The organism is Ideonella lacteola, from assembly GCF_038066555.1.
Classification (GTDB): Bacteria; Pseudomonadota; Gammaproteobacteria; order Burkholderiales; family Burkholderiaceae_C; genus Ideonella; species Ideonella lacteola.
This window is the reverse complement of the sequence record NZ_JBBUTG010000001.1, coordinates 134,002-154,992: the sequence shown is the minus strand read 5'-3', so window position 1 is coordinate 154,992 and position 20,991 is coordinate 134,002. Positions and strand designations below refer to the sequence as shown.

Below are 20,991 nucleotides of genomic sequence, written 5' to 3'. Positions count from 1 at the left end.
GCGGGCTGACCCTGCCCAGCGCAGCACCCACCTTCGCCCGCCACTGTTCATACTCTTCCATGTCACATCGCCTGTCACCACTGCGCACCCTCGTCCTCGCCACCTGCTGTGCCCTGCCCCTCCTCCCCCTTGGCGCAGCCCGCGCTCAAAGCCTCGCAGATCCGGCGTGGGAAGAGCTGCTCGAATCCGACCGGTATGCGGAGCTGGAAGCACAAGCCCGGCAGAAGTTGAAGGCGGAGCCCGGCGACCCGCAAGCCACGCTGGCGCTGGGTTTCGCCGTGCTCAGCCAGGGCACACCGGCGCAACAGGACGCCGGCGTGCCAGTGGCAGAAGCCTGCGTCAAAGCGCACCCCGAGTCCGGGGTCTGCCACTACGTGCTGGCCAACCTGCTGGGGGTGCAAGCACTGCGGGCCGGCATGTTCAAGGCCATGGGCATGGCCGGCCGCATACGCGAGTCGTACGAAAAGGCGGTCGCGCTGCAGCCCGATGCCTTCAACCACCGCTTGGGTTTGATGCAGTTCTACCTCGCGGCGCCGAGCATTGCCGGCGGCGGCACCGACAAGGCCCGCGACCTCGCACGCAGCACCGAAGCCAAGTACCCTGAGCAAGCCCGCTGCCTTCGCGCGCTGGTGGCGGTGAGCGAAGAAAAGTACGACGAAGCGGAGAAGCTGCTGTGGGCGGTGCAGCCTGGCAAGGACAACGCCTTGCGCTCGGCCGTCTATGGCAGCCTCGGGCAGATCGGCGCCCAACGCCTGAACAACAAGCAGCCAGCGCCGGCCCAGGCCTTGTTCGAGCGGCTTGTCCAGGTCGAACCGGGCCGCGCTTTCGCCTTCTACGGCTTGGCCCGCGTCAAAGCCGAGACAGGCGCCCTGCAGGATGCGTTGCGCTTCTTCACCCAGGCCCGCAGCCTGCGTGGACAAGCGACGCTGCCGATCGACTACCGCGAGGCGCTCGTGTGGCTGCAATTGGGTGACAACGGCAAGGCCAAGTCCTTGTTGCAGCGTTTTGTGGACGTTGGCCGCGGCCATCCGAAGAACCTGGAAGACGCCAAGGAACGCCTGGCCAAGCTGTAGGCGCCCACGCCCCGGCGTGAATCGCCCAGCCGCCAGGCCACCAGTCAAGGGAGAGAAAAGATGAACACAAGCACCCAGGCCATGTTCGCCGCGCAACAAGGCTTCGATGTCAGGGTGGATTGGGGCATGCCGGGGCTGCGCAACGTGGCGGCCTTGTGCCCGGCGGTCGTGCTCGTCGACGTGCTGTCGTTCTCGACCTGCGTCGACATCGCCTGCGAACGCGGTGCCGCCGTGTGGCCCTATCCGCACAAGGATGAATCGGCCGCAGCCTATGCCGAGCAGCGCAGCGCACTGCTGGCCGGCCCGCGTGAGCAAGGGGGGTTTTCTCTGTCGCCCAGCTCGTTGCGCGCCGCACCCGCGGGCCTGAAGCTGGTGCTGCCCTCGCCCAACGGCAGCGCGCTGGCCCGCGCGTGCCACGCCCCCGCCGTGATCGCCGGTTGCCTGCGCAACGCGAGCGCTGTCGCCAGTGCGCTGTCACGCAGCGGCGACGGCCCGGTCGCCATCATCGCGGCCGGCGAGCAGTGGCCCGACGGCACCTTGCGCGTTGCACTGGAAGACCTGATCGGCGCCGGCGCGATCGTGCACTCGCTGCTCGGCAGCAAGTCGCCCGAGGCCCTCGCCGCCGAAGCCGTGTTCCTTGCGGCACGCGATCACCTGCACGACAAGCTGACCGCCTGCGCCTCTGGGCGCGAGCTGATCGAGCGCGGCTATGCCGAAGACGTCCGCCTGGCCTCGCAGCTCAATGCAAGCAGTTGCGTGCCCCGCCTGGTCGAAGGCGCGTTCCGATGGGATGGCGCCCTGCGCTGACCGCCGTTCGCACCGTCCTCCACGCCCGTTCAAACGCTACAGACCACTACGCGAACGCCTTCAAGGCATCGCCACTGAGCCGGCAGAGCCGCCAATCGGGCATCACCGTCGCGCCCATCTTCTCGTACAGGCGAATGGCGTTTTCGTTCCAGTCGAGCACGCACCATTCGAAGCGCCCGCAGCCGCGTTCGTTGGCGACGCGGCCGAGGTGGCGCAACATCGCCTGCCCGATGCCGCCCCCCCGGTGCTGGGGCCTCACATAGAGGTCTTCCAGGTAGAGCCCGGGCTTGGCCAGGAAGGTCGAGAAGTTGGTGAAACACAGCGCGAACGCGCCCACCGAGCCGTCGGCCATCTCGGCCACCCACGCCTCCGCGGCCGGCCGGGGGCCGAACAGGTGTGGTGCCAGGGTCTCCGGCGTGGCCTGCATCAGATGGCTGAGGTGCTCGAATTCGGCCAATTCGCCGATCAGGTCGACGATGGCCGGTACATCGCGCGGCTCGGCCGCACGCAAGGTGAAGGCGGGGAAAGTCATGCGGACGATTCTGTCACCCCCGCGGCAGCAGAAATTCGCGCGGGCCTCTACATTGCGCGTCATGGATTCGACCGCCGTCACCCCCTATTCGCCGCGCCGCCCCGGCACCGACCGCTTCGTGCCTGTGCGCGGGCTCGACTACCACGTGATCACCTGGGGCGACCCGTCGCTGGTGACGCCGGATCGGCCTGCGCTGTTCATGGTGCACGGCTGGATGGACGTCGGCGCCTCGTTCCAGTTCGTCGTCGATGCGCTGGCCGAGCTGGAAGGCGAAACGCGCTACATCCTGGCAGCGGATTGGCGCGGCTTCGGCCTCACCCGTGTCCCACCCACCGACAGCTACTGGTTCGCCGACTACCTGGGCGATCTAGACGCGCTGCTGCACCATGTCGACCTGGGCCTGCACGGCGAATCACCGGTCGACCTGTTGGGCCACAGCATGGGCGGCAACGTGGTGATGAGCTACGCCGGCGTTCGGCCCGAGCGCATTCGCCGGTTGGTGAACCTCGAAGGGTTCGGCCTGCCCGAAACCAGGCCGCATCACGCACCGAAGAGGCTGCGTCAATGGCTGGACGAGCTGCGCACCGACGCGTCGTTGCGGGACTATGCCACCGTGGAGGCCGTCGCCGAGCGCTTGATCAAGAACAACCCCCGGCTCGATCCCACGCGGGCCGCATGGCTGGCCACCCATTGGGCCGAACCGCGCGCTGACGGCCGATGGCACATCCTGGGCGATCCCGCCCACAAACGTGCCAACCCGGTGCTCTACCGCAAGGAAGAGATCCTCGAAACCTGGAAGCTGATCACCGCGCCGGTGCTGTGGGTGGAAGGCAACGAGACAGATGTGACCAAGTGGTGGGGCAACCGCTATCCCCGCGAAGACTTCGAAGCCCGGCTGTCGGTGGTGCCGAAGGTGGAGAAGACCCTGCTCACCGATTGCGGCCACATGCTGCACCACGACCAGCCGACGGCGTTGGCCGAGCGCCTTCTCAGCTTCTTGCAGGCCGCCTGACGAAGGCTCGCGGCACCGGCCACGCAGCTCTCAGAGCTCGGCATGGGTGAAAGACGCTCAACCGCTCAGCCCGGGCCCCGCCGGGGGTAGCGCAATTGGTCGACGAACGCCTCAACCTGCGGCGACGGCCGCGGGGTGAGCAGGCTCACGATCACCGTCACCGCCAATCCCACCGGCACACCAAAGACGCCGGCCGACACCGGCTGGATGCCCCACCACAGCTGAGCAGGCCCGCGCAGATGCAGCCAATCTCGCAGCAGCGGCTGGGTGGTGGCCAGATACCAGACGCTGACGGCCAGGCCGGCCATCATGCCCGCCCCGGCGCCCCAGCGGTTGGCGCGTTTCCAGAAGATGCCCAGCACGAGCGCCGGAAAGAAGGCTGACGCGGCCAGCGAGAAAGCCGCGGTGACCAGGAACAGGATGTCGGCCGCCCTCCGGGCCGCCACAAAGGCCGCGGCAAGCGCCACGATCAACAGCAGCACCTTCGAGATCATCACCCGACGTGCGGTGGGTGCATCCGGATCGATCATGCGGCCGTAAAAATCGTGCGACAGCGCATTGGCCATCGTCAGCAGCAGACCGTCCGCCGTCGACAGTGCGGCGGCCAGCCCACCGGCAGCAACAAGGCCCGAGACCACGTAGGGCAGCCCGGCAATCTCCGGGGTGGCCAGCACGATGATGTCGCCTCCGATCTTCATTTCGGCCAGCTGCAACACGCCGTCGTGGTTCACATCCACCACCGAGACCAGGGAGGGATCGACCTTGGCCCAGTTGGCGATCCAGGCCGGAAGCTGATCGAAGGGCGTGCCCACCAGCGAGGTGAAGACCTCGAACTTCACCAGCACCGCGAGCGCCGGCGCCGTCAGGTAGAGCAGGCCGATGAAGAACAGCGACCACACGACCGACTCGCGCGCCTCGCGCACCGAAGGCGTCGTGTAGTAGCGCGTCAACACATGCGGCAGCGCGGCAGTGCCCATCATCAGGCACAGCACGAGGGCCAGGAAGTTGTTGCGCGAATCGGTGTAGGCCTGTCGCTCGGCGGGGTCGCCGTGGGGGTCGCCCGCGAAGGGCTTGGCATGGTCGGGCATGCCGCCCAGCGGTCGGGCCCGTTCTTGAAGCTCGGCACGCTCGCGGGCCCAAGCCTCGGCGGTGGCGGCCGGGTCTCGCAACAGGTGGGACAGGGCCCGCTCGGCCGCCTGGATCTGGCGCTGCGGCGCGTTGACCGACTTGAGCGACTCGATCAATCGTTCCATCTCGGCACGCTCGGCGGCGAGCGCGATGGGCACGTCTTCGAGCTTGGCCCCGAGCTCGTCGGCCCGTTGGCGGAAGGCGGCAATCACCTGCTGCTCTTTCGGATCCGCCTTGAGCCGCTCTTCGGCCTGTGTGACCTGCTGCAGTTGCTGGCCATACACCGCGTGGGGCAGCGGCACGCCGGTCTGCTTGATGCTCAACCAGATGACCGGCACCAGATACGCCAGAATCAGCACGATGTATTGCGCGACCTGCGTCCAGGTGACCGCGCGCATGCCGCCCAGGAACGAGCAGACCAGAATACCGCCCAGCCCCAGGAACATGCCCACTTCGAACGAAGCGATGCCGGTGAGCCGCGTGGTGATGAGACCCACGCCGTAGATCTGTGCGACCACGTAGAGGAACGACACCATCACCGTCGCCAGCACCCCGATCTGCCGGGCCAGGTTGCCCTCGTAGCGGGCGCCCAGAAAGTCGGGGATCGTGTACTGGCCGAACTTGCGCAGGTAAGGGGCCAGCAGCAGCGCCACCAGCACATAGCCACCGGTCCATCCCATCACGAAGGCCAGGCCGTCATAGCCGCTCAGGTAGAGCGTGCCGGCCATGCCCAGGAAGGACGCCGCGCTCATCCAGTCGGCCGCGGTGGCCATGCCGTTGTACATCGCCGGCACGCGCCGGCCGGCCACGTAGTACTCGACCGAATTGGTGGTGCGGCTGACGATGCCGATCACCGCATAAATGACGACCGGCGCGGCGAGGAACAGGAACCCGATCCACGTCTTGGGCATGCCCCAGCGCTCGGCCACCACCAGCGACAGCACGAACAACACGAAGCACAAGGCATAGCCCAGGTAGATGCCATGCAGCCGGCTGCGAAACCGGGTGCTGGCCACGCGGCTGGCCGTGGGAGCGCGGTGGGCCGGCATCAGTCGAGCTCGTCGAGGTCGTAGGTTTCGTCCAGGCGGCGGGTCACCCAGGCGTAGAAGCCCACCAGCAGCAGGTAGACCAGCGTGGCACCCTGCGCACCGACCCAGAAGCTGAACGGCCAGCCGAAGAAGCTGAAGTCCAGCGCTCGCGCCTCATAGGCCACGCCGAAGGTGACGACTGTCCAGACCGCCAGCAGGCCCAGCGTCCAGCGGCGAACAGCCCGCCAATGGGCCTGGCGGCGGCGCGCAAACGCCGCATCGGGACTGTCGCTGGCTACTTCGGGCATGGGCGGAGCGGGCTCGCCGCGAGGGCGGTGCCAGGCCATCCAGCCCGGCAAGAGGCCGCCATTGTGACGGGCTGTCGGGTTCCCCACCATTCGCAGCCACCCGGGGTGGACGGCTGCAAGGCCGAGCGGCGTTCCACATGGCCGGAAGCGGATCACCCGCTCTTGAGGGAAAATACGCGGTTTCGCCAAACAACACGGGAAGAGCGCCATGGACATCGAACGCATCAACGCCATCGGCACCTCGCTGGCCGATCTGACCCAGCGCACCCTCGACCTACGGGGGTATCTTTGACTACGACCGAAAGGTCCTGCGGCTGAGGGAAGTCAACGCGACCCTCGAGAACCCCGACATCTGGAACGACCCGAAGCGGGCCCAGGAGTTGGGCAAGGAAAAGAAGCAGCTCGACGAGGTGGTGGGCACCATCGACCACCTGACGAGCAACCTGTCGGACAACACCGAGTTGTTCGAGATGAGCAAGGCCGACAACGATCTGGGAGGGCTGGAGGCGATCGAGACCGACGCCAGCGGCCTGCGCGAAATCGTCGAGAGGCTCGAATTCCGCCGCATGTTCAGCAACCCGGCGGACCCGAGCAACTGCTTCATCGACATCCAGGCGGGTGCCGGCGGCACCGAGGCCTGCGACTGGGCCGGCATGCTGCTGCGCCAGTACCTGAAGTACTGCGAGCGCAAGGGCTTCAAGGCCACGATGGAAGACGAGACGCCAGGCGAAATCGCGGGCATCAAGAGCGCCACCATTAAGGTGGAAGGCGAGTACGCATTCGGCCATCTGCGCACCGAGACCGGTGTGCACCGCCTGGTGCGAAAGAGCCCGTTCGACTCGGCCGGTGGCCGGCACACCTCGTTCGCCTCGCTGTTCGTGTACCCCGAAGTCGACGACTCGATCGAAATCGAGATCAATCCGGCCGACGTGCGCACCGACACCTTCCGCGCCAGCGGCGCGGGCGGGCAGCACATCAACAAGACCGACTCGGCCGTGCGCCTGACGCACATCCCGACCGGCATCGTCGTGCAATGCCAGGATGGCCGCAGCCAGCACAGCAACCGCGACGTCGCCTGGCGGCGGCTGCGCTCGCGTCTGTACGACTTCGAGATGCGCAAGCGGCTGGAAGAGCAGCAGAAGCTCGAGGACACCAAGACCGATGTGGGCTGGGGCCATCAGATCCGCTCTTATGTGCTCGACCAGAGCCGCATCAAGGACCTGCGCACGAACGTCGAAATCTCCAACACCCAGAAGGTGCTGGACGGTGATCTCGACGCCTTCATCGCCGCGAGCTTGAAGCAGGGGCTGTGATCCCAGCGCCATGACCGCCCAGCCCTGGTGCCAGGGCGGGCGGTCAAGGCGGTACAGCGGTCGGGCAGACCGGATCTGCATCCATGCGGCCGCCCCTTCACTGCCACCTCCCGGCTTCGCACCTTCGCGTCTCCAGCCACCTTCCCAGCCGTCGACATGCACGTTGCCTTCTTCGCAGAGCAGCTCTACTACCTGCCGCAGTTTGCTCCGGTGGTGCGCATGCTCATCGAACGCGGCCACCGCGTGACAACGCTGCTGCGCATCGACGAGAAGCTGCGCGACGTGGCGATCCCGATCGACCTGCCGGAGGTCGAGGCCCACACCTTGACGCGCGTCGACCACCCTGCACAGGCCTATGCGGAGCTGCGTCGACTGGCGCCCGACTGGGCGGTGTTCGGCAGCTTCCTGGCCGACAACGAGATGCTGGCGCCGTCGACCCGCACTGCGCTCGTCTACCACGGCATCGGCGTCAAGAACGTGTTGTTCGACCCGCGGCTCAACCGCTTCGATCTGCGCTGCGTCGAGTCGCAACGCGTGCTGGACGAGTTGGTTGCCCGTGAGCCCGGCATCACCAGCCGGCTGGAGCTCGTCGGCTTCGCCAAACTCGATCCGCTGCTGCCAGCGCCCCCGGTGAGCATGGGCACCGACCGCCCACCGGTCGTGCTCTATGCGCCGACCTTCTATCCGTCGTCGCTCGAGTTGATGCCCGAGGATCTCAAGTCACTCGCGCCCGGTGCACACTGGATCGTGAAGCCCCACTTCTTCTCGTGGGTGGTGCCGCAGTACGAGCCACAACGTGAGCGGATGAAGCGCTGGGAGCGGGCCGGCATCGAAGTGCTGGGGCCAGAGCGCTACGACCTGGTGCCTTTGATGGCGCGGGCCGACGTGCTGATCAGCGACGCCTCCAGCGCGCTGTTCGAGTTCGCCGCGCTCGGCAAACCGGTGGTGTGGTGCCGTTTTCTCAAGCTGCGCTGGAGCTACCGCGGCCTCTTCGCGTGGCGCTACAAACAACGCATGGATCCGAACACCCCTCGCTACGAAACGGTGGCCTACGGGGTTGACAAGCCGGCGGGGTTGGCCGGTGCGCTGCAGCAGGCATTGGCGGATCGGCGAAGCGGCAAGCCGCCGCCCGTCGAACGCGAAACCTTGATCGAACACCTGATCGGGCCTCGGGATGGGCAGGCCTCGGCGCGGATCGTCAAGGCACTCGAGACGCGGAAGGTCCCACCGGGGCGCGCGTAGCGCTGCCCTTTTCAAGTGGGGCGCGCCTAGCGCTACCGCGTTTCAAGCGGCGCGCGCGGATTCGGTTTCGCCGGTCCGCTGCGTGAGCCCCCTCGGGGAGCAGCGACCAGAAGGACCGTGGGGGCCCTATTCACGGCGCCTGCCTGATCACCTCGATGATCTCGGTGGTTGAGATCGACGGCGTCCGCGGCAGGTAGATCACCTCGCAGATCGACTTGAACTCGTCGAAGCGCCCCACCCAATCGTCGCCCATAACGAGCGCCGAGGCCTGGTGCTGGCGCAAGTAGTCGCCCTTGAGTTCCAGCGACTCTTCGACGAACACCTCATCCACGCAACGCAGCGCACTGATGATGTGGAGCCGGTCTGTCTGCGAATAGATGGGGCGCCGCCCCTTCTTGCGAAAGTTCAGATCGTCGGATGAGACGCCCACGATCAGGCGGTCGCCCAAGGCACGTGCACGCTCCAGGATGAGCACGTGCCCCACATGCAGCACATCAAAGGTTCCGAAGGTCACGATACGACGCATCGAGATCTCTTTACATCAATGGCGTCGCCAACGCCGAAACTGGCAAGGGGCCGCAGCAAGAGCCCCGAAGGAGGCAGCCACTCGAAGAAGCAGTTCGAAGAAGCAGAGGGCCTCACGTACTGCGGTAGTCGCCGTCGAGATTGTTGAACTGGTGTTTGCTGCAGTGCTCGAGGAAGGCGGTATCTGCGGCGTGCAACTCGGCCGGCACCTTGCTCGAATCAGGCTCGCGCCGCTCCGCCTGCCACCCGAAAGACGGGCGAACGAAACGGTTGGCGATGGCGTATTCGACCGCGTCGGGGCTCACCTCTCCAGCGTCCAGGCCACTGAACAAGGCCTCGAACCAGATTCCTTCGTGCTGGTGGCCGCGGGCGATCCATGGCTGGGTCGAGCGGCGGGTGTAGTGCAGCAAGCAGGTGGCTGGCTCGTGGTGGTCCAGCGCGTTCCAGTGGCGAGGCATCGAGCCCTTGAGCCACACGGTCTTCAGCTTCATCAAGGCGCGGTAGTCGTAGCGGCCGGCGTCCAGTTCGTCGGCGATGCGCTGCGGCTCCCACGCCTGCAACTTCTCGCAGTTCAACAGCATCACGCTGGAGGCGTGGCCACCGGTGCGGCCGTCCGGCCCCTTCTCGGTGCGGCGCAGGATGCGGGCGCCAAAGTGCATCGGCAAGTCGTTCAGTAGGGCGATGTCACGCAACACCACCTGGTCTGAGTCGCAATAGATGGCGCGCCCACGCCAGCCGGCCAACATGGGCACGGCGAAACGCTGGAAAGAGAACGGTGTCACGGGCCGGTTTTCAGGCTTCTTCGGCACCGGCAGGCCCGGGGCAGTCAACTCGCCGATCGAACGCACCTCGACAGGGCGCGAGGCGTGGCGCTTGATCGACCAGCGCAGCACTTCAAACATCAGCCGGTGCGTGTGCACCGCGCCAACAAACACGCGAATGGGTTCGGTCATCGTGGGATTTTCTCAGGCGCCCGAGCGCTCAGGCGGCTCAACCGTCTTGCGCTGGGTCAAAGACCCGCACGCCGGCCGCATCGTAAACGCGCTGCGCCCCGGCCTCGAAACCAGACGTGCTCGCCGGGCTCGGCAGGCGATACACCTGCAAGCCTCGCCCCAACAAAGACAAGCTGAGCAAGGCGGTGGTCAGTGAACCCACCACGCGGGTCTGGCGCAACAGTGGCACCAGCACCTCGGCCGGCAGGCGGGGCGGCACCTCTGCCGCAGCGTGCGCGGGCAAACCCAGTTGGTCATGCGCCGACGCCGTGGCGTTCGGATGCGACTTCAGCGCGACCGGGCCGTCCGCGCCCGCTCGCCGCACCAGTGCCGCCAATTGCTGCCGCAATGCCCGGTCGGCCGCCAGAAAGCGAGGGTGGGGCAACAGCAGCAAGAGCCGCCAATCGGCGCAGTGGGCCGCGTCCAACCCGGCGAGACCGGCAGCAGCCACGCAGACCCGCCGCACCTCGTCACCGGCAAACCATTCGGGCCGGTAAGCCTGCACCGGCTTGCCCGCCAACCCCGCATGGACGCGATCTGGCAGCAGCACATAGGCCGATTGGACCGCCCTCGATCCCCCCACGAGCGACGGGCGCTCCACCGGCAAACCGTACTTCCAGCCCCGCCGCCAGTTGGAAAGGCGCTCTTGCCAGGCAGGCACAGCATGCTGATGCGGCAGGTAACTGTACAAACCGTCGTCGATGTAGACCCGCTTCGCCTGCGGGCACCCGCGTACCGCGGCATGGAACTCGAGTCGGTGGTCCATGCCCACGGCCAAGGTCTCAGGGGAAGCCTTCGCCACCAAGGCGCTGATGCGCCGCAGTTCAGCCCGGGCCGGGCCAGTGCCCCGCAATGCCGCGAAGCGCTGCACCTGGACCGCGAGCGATGGCGAAGCCTCGACGGCATCCCCCAGGCAATCTCGCGCACCCGCAGGCTGGTCGATCAACCACAGCCGCCGCGGACGATCGCTCAACGGCCCGGCCATCAGGCCGAGAGCCAAGAAAGTATGCAGCGGCGTCGAGGCGAGGAAGAGGGTCCCGCCGGTACCCGTGTCCTTGCCATCCATCACAATCGCCGCAGAAGCCGGGTTTGGCGTCGCCATCACCCGAAGAGTATTGCATGAGGACCCCCCATGAGCGGAGCACCGCTTCCCATCGTGTGCATGGCTTTCGGCGAGCCACACCCGATGACCGACATCTACATCGAGCGCCTGCACGGCATGCTCAAGCGCCATTGCAAGCGGCCCTTTGAACTGCACTGCTACACCGACGTGGACCGACCGTTGCCGGCCGGTGTCATCCGTCAGGACTGCTCAGGATGGACCGAACTGGACCGCCCAGGCATGCGGCGCACGACCCGAAAGATCGGCCTGTTCAATCCGGCCTACGTGCCCTTCGAGGAGTTTCTCTACCTCGACCTGAGCCTGGTGATCCGGCGCGACATGGAAGAGTTGCTGTCGTTCTGCTTCGGGCATCCGGCCGATCTCGTGATCGTCCCGAACTGGCACTACGACGGCTTCAATTCCTCGGTGATGCGCATCCGACGAGGCGGCCTGAAGCAGATCTACGATTCATTTGTGGCCGGAGAAACCTACAAGCAGAAGGTCCTGGGCGACCAGGATTTCGTGCATGGGGTCGTCACTGCGCACGGTCTTCGGGATCGCGTGGCCCTGTTCCCGGTGCACGTGATCGTCAGCTTCAAGAAGACTGTCCGCCTCGGTCGCCAGAACCCGGCCGAGGGCCGCCAACGCATCGCCAACGCGACCATCGTCAAATTCCACGGCGAGCCAAAGATGCACGAGGCTTTTGGCCTGTGGTATCGCCTGACGAAGGTGCGCCTGAAGGAGCTGGTGCGCGGCCATTGGTCCCCGGTCATTCCGATCGACGAGTTGCGCCGTCAATGGACGGGCGAGATTGCCCATTGAACCTGCTCTCGCCCCGGCAGATCACGAGGCGGCAGCGCCATCCGCAGGCACCGGCGGATACCTGGTTGAACACTGCACTAGGGTAAGCCCGAAGCCTCAGCAGCTGATCGCGAGCGGTGATCGAGGCTTTGTCAACACTTGCGCGGGCCGGCCACATGCCCCGTGCACCGTTTGGCCATCCGGCCTGCCGGTAAACTGCCGGGTTGGACCCACCGGTCTTCCACCACGGCTGCGATGCGCCTTGCGCCAACGCCGTACCGCGCGCGCCGCGCTGCGGTTGCGCCGCCGAGGCCCCATCCCGACCCACAACGTCAAGACTCACCATGCGCGAAGGCACTGCCCCTCTCATTCGCCGCGAGGACTATCTCTCGCCGGCCTACTGGATCCGCCAGGTCGACCTGACGCTGGACCTCGACGCCGCGAAGACGATCGTCGCCAGCAAGCTCACGATCGAGCGCAATGGCCAGCAGCCGGCGCAGCCGCTGCGCCTGCATGGCGAAGACCTCAACCTGCTGCGTGTGCTGGTGGATGGGCAGAGCGTGTCTTTCCGCCACGAAGACGACATGCTGGTGATCGATGCCCCGGCGGCGGACCAGTTCGTGCTGGAGATCCGCAACACGATCGCGCCCGAGAAGAACACCCATTTGTCGGGGCTGTACGCCTCGGGCGGTGGCCTGTACACCCAATGCGAGGCCGAGGGCTTCCGTCGCATCACCTACTTCCTCGATCGGCCGGATGTGATGGCGGTCTACACCGTCACCCTGCGTGGCGACAAGAAGAAGTACCCGGTGCTGCTGTCCAACGGCAATCTGGTCGAGCAGGGCGAGCTCGATGGCGGCCGCCACTTCGCCAAATGGCACGACCCGTTCCCCAAGCCCAGCTACCTCTTTGCGCTGGTGGCGGCCGATCTGGTGGCCCGCGAGCAGTGGGTACGCACCCGCGGCGGCAAGGACCACTTGCTGCAGATCTTCGTCAAGCGCGGCGACCTGGACAAGACCGAGCATGCGATGAACTCGCTGATCGCGTCGGTGGTGTGGGATGAAGCCCGCTTCAACCTGCCGCTCGACCTGGAGCGCTTCATGATCGTCGCCGTCGACGACTTCAACATGGGCGCGATGGAGAACAAGGGCTTGAACCTGTTCAACACCAAGTACGTGCTGGCCAGCGCAGCCACCGCCACCGATGCCGACTTCGACGGCATCGAGAGCGTGGTCGGCCACGAGTACTTCCACAACTGGACGGGCAACCGCATCACCTGCCGCGACTGGTTCCAGCTGTCGCTGAAAGAAGGCCTGACCGTCTTCCGGGACCAGGAGTTCTCGATGGACATGGCCGGCAGCGCCTCGGCGCGCGCCGTCTGCCGGATTGCCGATGTGCTGCGTCTGCGTGAATCGCAGTTCCCGGAAGACGCGGGCCCGATGGCCCACCCCGTGCGCCCGGATGCCTACCAGGCCATCGACAACTTCTACACCTCGACGGTGTATGAAAAGGGCGCCGAAGTCGTGCGCATGATGCACACCCTGGTGGGCCGCGAAGGCTTTGCCAAGGGCATGTCACTGTACTTCCAGCGCCATGACGGGCAGGCCGTGACCTGCGACGACTTCGCGCAGGCCATTGCCGATGCCAACCCCGACAGCGCTTTGGCGGTGAACCTGGCGCTGTTCAAGCGCTGGTACTCGCAATCGGGCACGCCACACCTGTCAGCCCGCGGCCAGTACGACACCGCCGCCTCAACCTTCACGCTCGAGTTGTCGCAAGCCAACCCGGTCACCGCAGCCCAGCCGAACAAGCTGCCGCAGCTGATTCCGGTGGCCATGGGCCTGGTGGGTCGCCACAGTGGTCAGGCCCTGGCGCTGCAGCTCGAAGGGGAAGCCGCCCCCTCTGGCAGCCACCGCGTGCTGGTGATGACCGAGGCCACCCAGCGCTTCGTTTTCACCCACGTCACCGAAGACTGCGTGCCCTCGCTGCTGCGGGGTTTCTCGGCCCCGGTGCTGCTGGACGACGGCCTGACCGATGCCGACCGCCTGGTGCTGCTGGCCCACGACAGCGACCCCTTCACCCGTTGGGAATCGGGCCAGAAATTGGCCTTGGGACGCCTGCTCACCGCCCTGCCCACCGGCACGCTGGAGCTCGACGAGCCCTTCGTGCACGCGATGCGTGGCCTGTTGCGCGATCCCTCGCTCGACCCGGCCTTCAAGGAACTGGCACTGGTGCCGCCGTCTGAAGGCTATGTCGCCGAGCAGACGACCGAAGTCGACCCGCAGCGCGTGCACGCCGTGCGCGAATCGATGGTGCAACAACTGGCGGCCCGCCTGAACGAAGACTGGGCCTGGGCCTTCGCTGAGCATCAAGTCCGCGAAGGCTACCGTCCGGTGGCCGAGCAGTCGGGCAAGCGCGCGCTGGCCAATCTGGCGCTGGCCATGCTGGTGCGCCACGCCGTGGCCACCGGCGACACGGTCTGGCCGGGCCGCGCGTACCAGCGCTTCAAGGATGCGTCGAACATGACCGACCGCCTCGGCGCGCTGCAAGCGCTGGTCAACGCCCACGCCGAGTTGGCGGCTCCGGCGCTGGAACGCTTCCACGCGCTGTTCCGCCACGAGCCGCTGGTGCTCGACAAGTGGTTCATGCTGCAGGCCCGCGCCCCCGAGCGCGATGGCCGGGTGTTCGCCCAGGCGAAACAGTTGCTCAAGCACCCCGATTTCACCCTCGGCAACCCGAACCGCGCACGCTCGCTGTTGATGGCCTTGGCCTTCTTCAACCCGGCCGCCTTCCACCGCGCCGATGCCGGTGGCTATGTGTTCTGGGCCGAGCGCGTCGTCGAGCTCGATGCCATCAACCCACAGCTCGCGTCGCGCTTCGCGCGGGCGCTGGACCGTTGGCGCCACCTGGCCGAGCCCTACCGCTCGGCCGCTCGCGAAGCGGTGGCCCGTGTGGCCGCACGCACCGACCTCTCCAGCGACACCGCCGAGATCATCCATCGCGCTCTTCAAGAATGAGGACCTCCATGCTGAAGCATCAGCGGGCCGCGCGCCCGGCCGATCTCACGCCAACAACCATCCAAGCCGAGGGGCTGCAATGAGCCGCATTTCGCTGACCCAGTACCTGGTCGAGCAGCAGCGCGAACACGGCCACATTCCGGCGCAGCTGCGGCTGCTGATCGAGGTGGTTGCGCGTGCCTGCAAGCGCATCGCGATCTCGGTCAACAAGGGCGCCCTCGGCGAGGTGCTGGGCAGCGCCGGTTCCGAGAATGTGCAGGGCGAAGTCCAGAAGAAGCTGGACATCATCTCGAACGAGGTGCTGATCGAAGCCAACGAATGGGGCGGTCACCTCGCGGCGATGGCGTCGGAGGAGATGGATTCGATCCACGTGGTGCCCAACCGGTACCCACAGGGCGAATACCTGCTGCTGTTCGACCCGCTCGACGGCTCGTCGAACATCGACGTCAACGTGTCGATCGGCACCATCTTCTCGGTGCTGCGCAAGGTCAACAACCAGCGCGGCATCAGCGAAGAAGACTTCCTGCAACCCGGCAAACAGCAGGCCGCCGCTGGCTACTGCGTGTATGGCCCGCAAACCACGCTGGTGCTCACCGTGGGTCGGGGTGTGGCCATGTTCACGCTCGACCGCGAGCAAGGCTCGTGGGTGCTGACGGCCGAGGACGTGCAGATCCCGGAAGACACCAAGGAATTCGCGATCAACATGTCGAACATGCGCCACTGGGATGACCCAGTCAAGCGCTACATCGACGAATGCCTGGCGGGCAAGGAAGGCCCTCGCGGCAAGGACTTCAACATGCGCTGGGTCGCCTCGATGGTGGCCGACGTGCATCGCATCCTCACCCGCGGCGGCATCTTCATGTACCCGTGGGACAAGCGCGAGCCGGACAAGCCCGGCAAGCTGCGCCTGATGTACGAAGCCAACCCGATGGCGTTCTTGGTCGAACAGGCCGGCGGCATGGCCACCAATGGCCGCCAGCGCGTGATGGACCTGGTGCCGAGCAAGCTGCACGAACGTGTCAGCGTGGTGCTGGGCTCGAAGAACGAAGTGCAGCGCGTCACCGGCTACCACCTCGAAGCCGGCCAGTGATGGCGTGAGCCCGCGGCGGCGTTCAGCCCGTCGGTGAACGCCGCTCGCCCCACCCGACAAGGGGCTCGATGAACACCGACTACATCTACTGGACATTCACCGCTGCGGCGCAGTGCGTGTCCACTTTCGTGGCGCTGCTGCTCACCGGCTATGCGCTGGTGTTGTCGCAGATCGAAGCCGCGCGGGAGCGCGACGATTCGCTGCAAGAGCTGCACGCGGTGCTGCGGGCCAGCTACCACGCCCGGCTCACGGTGCTGGCCTGGATGACCGCGCTGGCGGTGGTGCTGAGCCTGCTGGTGGTGTGGGTCAACCGGACGGACCATGTCACGCCAGGCTGGTTGATGAGCGCGGCGGCCTTCTTCGACATCGTCGCCATCGTGGCCGGGCTTGGCTTCGTGGTCACCATCATCGACCCGGCCAAATACCAGAAGGCGGCCGAGCGTCAGCTGGACCAGTTGGAGCAGCAGCAGCACCTGCTGCAACAAGCGCAGCCCTACCGAGAGGCCCGCGACAGCTTGCCGGCGGCGGATTTTCTGCGCGCCTTCCGGCAACTGGAACGCGCGATGCGCGAACAGCTGCGGCGGCTCGATCTGATCGGCCAAGGCCCGGACGAGAAGCTGGCCGGCAGCGTACGGCAGATGGCCGCCACCCTGCTGGACAACGGCAGCATCGACGAGGCCCTGCACGCCGAGCTGCTGGAGCTGGGCCGCTACCGCAACCTCATCTTCCACGGCAACGTCGACGAGGCCGACGCCAGCATGCTCGACCGCGTCACCCGTGCGATCGGCATGATCCGCTCGATCGTCTGACCGACCGCGAGGTCAGCGCAGTTCCACCGAGCCGTACCAGGTCTTGGCCTGTGACCGGGTGTTGTCGCTGTCGGTCATGAACGCCACCGACACCAGCGGCCCTGGGTCTTCGCCGAAGGCGAGCCGAAAGTCGGCCGCCAGGTCTCGGCGATGGTCTCGCCAACGGCGCAGTTCACCCGCGCCCGAATCGACGACGATGGTGCGCACCCGATCGCTGCGGGGATGGACCAGCACGGTCCCCACCGGCTGGCGCGCATCCCACACGTAGACCAGCGTCGCATAGGGCGGCTGCTCGCCGGTGAGCGTCTGCACCAGGTCGAAGAACATCCGGGTGCTGAGCGGAAGCGCCGCCACATCGCCATCGAATCCAAACATCACCCGCGCCGGCGCATCGCCGCGGTCGGCATCCGTCAGGTCGGCGCCGGGGATGGCGTCTTGCACCCACCAGGAGAAGGCCGCTTCGCGCGGGCGGCTGGCGGCCGGGTCGATCCGCTTGCGCCACATGCCCGCGGACCGGTCGGCCACCGCCAGCACGGCGCGTCGGCCCTCTTTTTCACTCCACTCGTAGTGGGTGGGCGGCTTGCCGGGGAACGGCATCGGATGCCAGTCGCCGGGTTCACCACCGCCGCTCACGGCGCCCACCACGGCCGGCTGGGGGCCGGTGGCACAGCCTGCGATGACGGTGGACACCGCCACCAAGACCACGGCCCACAGTCGGCGCGCAGGCCCGCGGCGCGGTGGAACAAGATCGGGGTACAGCTTCGAACTCACCCCGTGAGTGTCCACCAGCCGCGGTGAACGCCGGGCCGCCGCGGGCGTGAACTTGTCATCTCGCTGCCGCATCTCAGCGCTCGGCGAGCACACCGTTGAGGCGCTTGGTCAGCGGGTCCACCAGGTAGGCCAGCATCGAGCGGTGGCCGGTGGTGATCATCACCTGAGCGGGCATGCCCGGCTGAAGGCTGGCCACCCCGGCCTCCTTCAGCGCTGGCGGCGGAACGACCACGCGCACCAGATACCAACCGTCGGGGTTCTGCATGTCCGCACTGCGGTCCGCCGCCACGTAGACCACCTGGCCATCCGCCGGTTTGGTCAACCGTTGGTCGCGCGAGGTGAACCTCACCTGCGCCGCCAGCCCGTTGACCAGCCCGTCGGACAAGCGCACCGGCACCTGGGCTTCGACGACCATCGATTCGCGATTGGGCACGATGTCCAGCAGCTTCTGGCCGCCGGCCGCCACACCGCCGACGGTGTGCACCGCCAGGTCCACCACGGTGCCATCGACAGGCGCGCTGAGCGTGCAACGGGCCAGTTCATCTTGCAGCGCTGCGCGCTGTTCGCGCAGCTCGGCGATGCGGGCCTGCACCTCGGTCAACTGCGCCTCGATGTCCCGGCGCAGCTCGGATTGGCGCTGCACGCGCTTGGCTTCGGTCTCGGCCACGCTGCCCTCGACGCGCGACAGCGTGCCCACGTCCTGGCTGTACTGCCCTTGCAAGGCCATCAGGTTGCGTTCGATCTCGAAGAGCCGCGCCCGGGCCACGTAGCCTTGCGATTGCAGCTCACGCCAGGTCTTGAGCTCTTCGTTCAGCGAGCGGATCTGCTCTTCGCGGCTGGCCGTCTGGTCTTTCAAGCCATGGCCGTAGGCGCGCAGCGAGTCGACCGCCGCCTGCTGGGCGGCGTCGTCCTGCGAGACCGCCGTGCGCCGCGCCTCGAACAGGCGTTGCTGTGCGTGGATGGCTTCGATGGCGCCCTCGGCCGTGCTGTCGCGCAGCTCCGGCGCAAAGGGGATGTGATCCAGGCCATCGCGCTCCGCCAGCAGCCGGGCCTCCAGCGCCAGCGAAGGCCACCAGCGGGCCTCGATCATGCCGACCTTGGCCTTCGCCTCCGTGTCGTCCAGGCGAATCAAGGGCTGCCCCTGGCGGACGACATCGCCGTCTCGAACGAGGATGTCCTTCACCGTGCCGCCTCGGGGGTGCTGCACGCTGCGACGGCTGCCCTCCGTCTTCACCACACCGTCGGCTGGTATGCCTTCGGCCAGCGGCACCGCGGCGGCCCACCAGACCGTGACGGCCAGGCCCAGCGCCAGCGCGCCGAAGCCGAATCGCATCGGGCGCGCCACATCCATCGGCACCGGCGGCGGCAGCTCGATCGCATCCATCGTCTTGCTCAGCTTCATCACCACTCCGAAGTCAGGCACCGGCTGCGGCTTGAGCAGGCGGACGCGCCGCCGCGCCCGCCGGGCCACCCGCCGCCCCAGCCCCCACCGAATTCACCGGCACGGGCGTGGCGCTGAAGCGCGCCAGCACCTCCTGCTTCGGCCCGAAGGCCAGCGCAGCACCCTCTTGCAGCACCAGCAGCTTGTCGGCCAGGCCCAGCACGCCGTTGCGCTGGGTGATGACGAAGACCGTGGCGCCGCGTGCCTTCATACCGATCAGCGCCGTGTGCAGCGCGGCCTCGCCGTCGGCATCCAGGTTGGCATTCGGTTCATCCAGCACCAGCAGGCGGGGCTCACCGTACAGCGCACGTGCCAGAGCCACGCGCTGCTTCTGCCCGCCAGACAGGCCCGAGCCATCGGCGCCCAGCGGGGTGTCATAACCGTGCGGCAACTTCAGGATCAGGTCGTGCACGCCGGCGGATCGGGCGGCCGCCACCACCTTGTCGGCATCCACCGGGCCGAAGCGCGCGATGTTCTCCGCCACGGTGCCTTCGAGCAGATCCACCGATTGCGGCAGATAGCCCAGGTGAGGCCCCAAGGCTTCGCGCGGCCATTGAGACACCTCGGCACCATCGAGCCTGACCTGCCCCGCCGCGGGCGCATCCAGCCCGATCAGCAACCGGCCCAGGGTCGATTTGCCCGAGCCGCTGGGGCCGATCACCCCCACGATGTCGCCCGGCATCGCGGCGCAGGTGATGCCGACCAGCACCGGCCGCCCGCCGCCAGGGGCCAGCGCAGACGCCTGCTGAACGCTGATCTGTCCGGTCGGCGCGGGCAGCGCCATGCGCTCGGCGGCTTCGCCGGCCTCGATCAGCAGCGTGTCCAGCCGATCCCACGCACCACGCACCTGCACCACCTGGCGCCACAGGTTCAGAACCTGCTCCACCGGGGCCAGCGCACGACCGACGATCAATGAGACCGCGAAGATGCCGCCCGCAGAGAGATCGGCGTCCAGCACCAGCCAGGCGCCGAGGGCAAACACCAGCGACTGCAGCGCCATGCGGGCGAAGCGCGTGCTGGCACCGAGCGTCTCTGCCGCCTGGCTGGCGCGTGACTGCCAACCCAGCATCGCCAGATGTCGGCGCAGCCAGCGTTCGCGCAGCGCGGCCTGCATGCCCAGAGCCCGCACCGCTTCCGCGTGGCGTGCCGTCTCGGCCAGCGACAACTGGGCCGCCATGCCCTCCACACCGGCCCGCGCCAGCGGCGCCGCGCTGCGCCACTCACTCAGCCAGGTCAGGCCCAGCAGCAACAGCGTGGCGCCCACCACATAAGCCCCGAGCCAGGGGTGCAGCAAGGTGGCCGCCAGCGCCATCACCGGCAGCCAAGGCAGATCAAACAAGGCGTGCAGCGCGGGGCCGGAGATGAATTGACGCACGGTGTGCAGATCGGCCTGGGCGGCGTTGGCCGCCACCGCGCCCGCGCCGGGCCGGGCCATCGCCGCGTCGAACACCCGCTGGCGCAGCTTGTCGTCCAGCCGCATGCCGGCCACCACCATCAGCTCGCCACGCGCCCAGTCCAATGCCGCGATCAGCAGGTACAGACCGAGCGCAATCGCCGTCAGCGCCAGCAGCGTCATGCCATGGCGGCTGGAGAGCACGCGATCATAAATTTGCATCGAGTAGACCGAGGGCACCAGCAGCAAGACGCTCGACACGCCACTGAACAGCGCGCAAGCGGCCAACGCCCGCCTCTCGCCGGCCAGGGCCCGGCCCACTGGCCCTTCGCGTCGGCTGGGCGCCGAGGCAGGTCGAGTGGGCAATGCAGGTGAGTTCATCGAAAGCGGTCCAACGGTCAGGCCCGCGCCCACCGGGCTGAGCCCGGCGTGCATGAAACGAGCCGTAACACCACGCCGACACGGCGAGGCCATCGGCAGGCAGGGTAGCCCCACCGCAAATCAGGCGATCGCGGAATAAGGCCCGCGAATAACCCTCAGCCTCCCTTCAAGCTCGGCACCCGCCGGCCGAAAACACGACGACGACCTGAAGGAGGGAGCGCGCGGC

General features: G+C 67.2%; 18 protein-coding genes. 9 read left to right on the top strand and 9 right to left on the bottom strand.

The annotated features are described in order from the left end of the window. The first annotated feature begins 59 nt into the window (after positions 1-59). Together AACH06_RS00490 and AACH06_RS00485 are read left to right on the top strand one after the other, a co-directional pair. A complete protein-coding gene (locus tag AACH06_RS00490) occupies positions 60-1,073 on the top strand; it encodes a tetratricopeptide repeat protein (protein WP_341423624.1) in 1,014 nt (337 codons plus the stop codon). Between the two features lie 60 nt (positions 1,074-1,133). Next, complete coding sequence (locus AACH06_RS00485) at positions 1,134-1,880, top strand: 2-phosphosulfolactate phosphatase (protein WP_341423623.1); 747 nt, start codon at positions 1,134-1,136, stop codon at positions 1,878-1,880. Positions 1,881-1,926: 46 nt separating this feature from the next. On the opposite strand, the gene AACH06_RS00480 is transcribed toward AACH06_RS00485, so the two are convergent. Continuing rightward, complete coding sequence (locus AACH06_RS00480; RefSeq protein ID WP_341423622.1) at positions 1,927-2,412, bottom strand: GNAT family N-acetyltransferase; 486 nt, start codon at positions 2,410-2,412, stop codon at positions 1,927-1,929. A 61-nt stretch (positions 2,413-2,473) separates the two neighbouring features. Between AACH06_RS00480 and AACH06_RS00475 the strand changes: the two genes are divergently transcribed. Continuing rightward, positions 2,474-3,424 (top strand): alpha/beta fold hydrolase, encoded by a 951-nt coding sequence (locus tag AACH06_RS00475; protein ID WP_341423621.1) that lies wholly within the window; start codon positions 2,474-2,476, stop codon positions 3,422-3,424. Between the two features lie 65 nt (positions 3,425-3,489). Here the strand turns inward: AACH06_RS00475 and AACH06_RS00470 are convergent, their stop codons facing one another. Together AACH06_RS00470 and AACH06_RS00465 are read right to left on the bottom strand one after the other, a co-directional pair. Then, positions 3,490-5,601, bottom strand: a complete 2,112-nt coding sequence (locus AACH06_RS00470; protein WP_341423620.1) for a sodium:solute symporter family protein — start codon at positions 5,599-5,601, stop codon at positions 3,490-3,492. After that, positions 5,601-5,888: a DUF4212 domain-containing protein gene (locus AACH06_RS00465; protein WP_341423619.1), complete on the bottom strand. Its 288-nt coding sequence runs from the start codon at positions 5,886-5,888 to the stop codon at positions 5,601-5,603. Before AACH06_RS00465 ends, AACH06_RS00470 begins: the two co-directional genes overlap by 1 nt. 208 nt (positions 5,889-6,096) lie before the next feature. On the opposite strand from AACH06_RS00465, the gene prfB reads away from it, so the two are divergent. Together prfB and AACH06_RS00455 are read left to right on the top strand one after the other, a co-directional pair. Beyond that, positions 6,097-7,201 (top strand): peptide chain release factor 2 gene (prfB, locus tag AACH06_RS00460; RefSeq protein WP_341423618.1). Its coding sequence is split into 2 segments (ribosomal slippage): positions 6,097-6,177 and positions 6,179-7,201, totalling 1,104 coding nucleotides; the frame shifts between segments, so codons are not numbered across the junction. A gap of 156 nt (positions 7,202-7,357) precedes the next feature. Then, a complete protein-coding gene (locus tag AACH06_RS00455) occupies positions 7,358-8,443 on the top strand; it encodes a CDP-glycerol glycerophosphotransferase family protein (protein WP_341423617.1) in 1,086 nt (361 codons plus the stop codon). 130 nt (positions 8,444-8,573) lie between these two features. Here AACH06_RS00455 and AACH06_RS00450 read toward each other — a convergent pair whose 3' ends face one another. From AACH06_RS00450 to AACH06_RS00440, 3 genes are all read right to left on the bottom strand, one after another. After that, a complete protein-coding gene (locus tag AACH06_RS00450) occupies positions 8,574-8,969 on the bottom strand; it encodes an FAD synthase family protein (protein ID WP_341423616.1) in 396 nt (131 codons plus the stop codon). A gap of 112 nt (positions 8,970-9,081) precedes the next feature. After that, positions 9,082-9,921, bottom strand: a complete 840-nt coding sequence (locus AACH06_RS00445; protein WP_341423615.1) for a glycosyltransferase family protein — start codon at positions 9,919-9,921, stop codon at positions 9,082-9,084. Between the two features lie 37 nt (positions 9,922-9,958). Further along, a complete protein-coding gene (locus tag AACH06_RS00440; RefSeq protein ID WP_341423614.1) occupies positions 9,959-11,062 on the bottom strand; it encodes a hypothetical protein in 1,104 nt (367 codons plus the stop codon). Positions 11,063-11,092: 30 nt separating this feature from the next. Between AACH06_RS00440 and AACH06_RS00435 the strand changes: the two genes are divergently transcribed. The 4 genes from AACH06_RS00435 to AACH06_RS00420 all read left to right on the top strand — a co-directional run bounded on the left by AACH06_RS00435 (position 11,093) and on the right by AACH06_RS00420 (position 16,779). Beyond that, positions 11,093-11,884: a hypothetical protein gene (locus AACH06_RS00435; protein ID WP_341423613.1), complete on the top strand. Its 792-nt coding sequence runs from the start codon at positions 11,093-11,095 to the stop codon at positions 11,882-11,884. A 323-nt stretch (positions 11,885-12,207) separates the two neighbouring features. Further along, positions 12,208-14,880, top strand: a complete 2,673-nt coding sequence (pepN, locus tag AACH06_RS00430) for an aminopeptidase N (RefSeq protein WP_341423612.1) — start codon at positions 12,208-12,210, stop codon at positions 14,878-14,880. A 79-nt stretch (positions 14,881-14,959) separates the two neighbouring features. Further along, a complete protein-coding gene (locus AACH06_RS00425; protein WP_341423611.1) occupies positions 14,960-15,970 on the top strand; it encodes a class 1 fructose-bisphosphatase in 1,011 nt (336 codons plus the stop codon). A gap of 68 nt (positions 15,971-16,038) precedes the next feature. Next, complete coding sequence (locus tag AACH06_RS00420; RefSeq protein ID WP_341423610.1) at positions 16,039-16,779, top strand: hypothetical protein; 741 nt, start codon at positions 16,039-16,041, stop codon at positions 16,777-16,779. 12 nt (positions 16,780-16,791) lie between these two features. On the opposite strand, the gene AACH06_RS00415 is transcribed toward AACH06_RS00420, so the two are convergent. The 3 genes from AACH06_RS00415 to AACH06_RS00405 form a co-directional block, all read right to left on the bottom strand. After that, complete coding sequence (locus AACH06_RS00415) at positions 16,792-17,550, bottom strand: DUF3047 domain-containing protein (RefSeq protein ID WP_341423609.1); 759 nt, start codon at positions 17,548-17,550, stop codon at positions 16,792-16,794. A gap of 73 nt (positions 17,551-17,623) precedes the next feature. Further along, on the bottom strand, positions 17,624-18,952 hold the full coding sequence (locus tag AACH06_RS00410) for an HlyD family type I secretion periplasmic adaptor subunit (RefSeq protein WP_341423608.1): 1,329 nt from the start codon (positions 18,950-18,952) through the stop codon (positions 17,624-17,626). A 13-nt stretch (positions 18,953-18,965) separates the two neighbouring features. Next, positions 18,966-20,765: a type I secretion system permease/ATPase gene (locus tag AACH06_RS00405; protein ID WP_341423607.1), complete on the bottom strand. Its 1,800-nt coding sequence runs from the start codon at positions 20,763-20,765 to the stop codon at positions 18,966-18,968. Positions 20,766-20,991 lie beyond the last annotated feature (226 nt).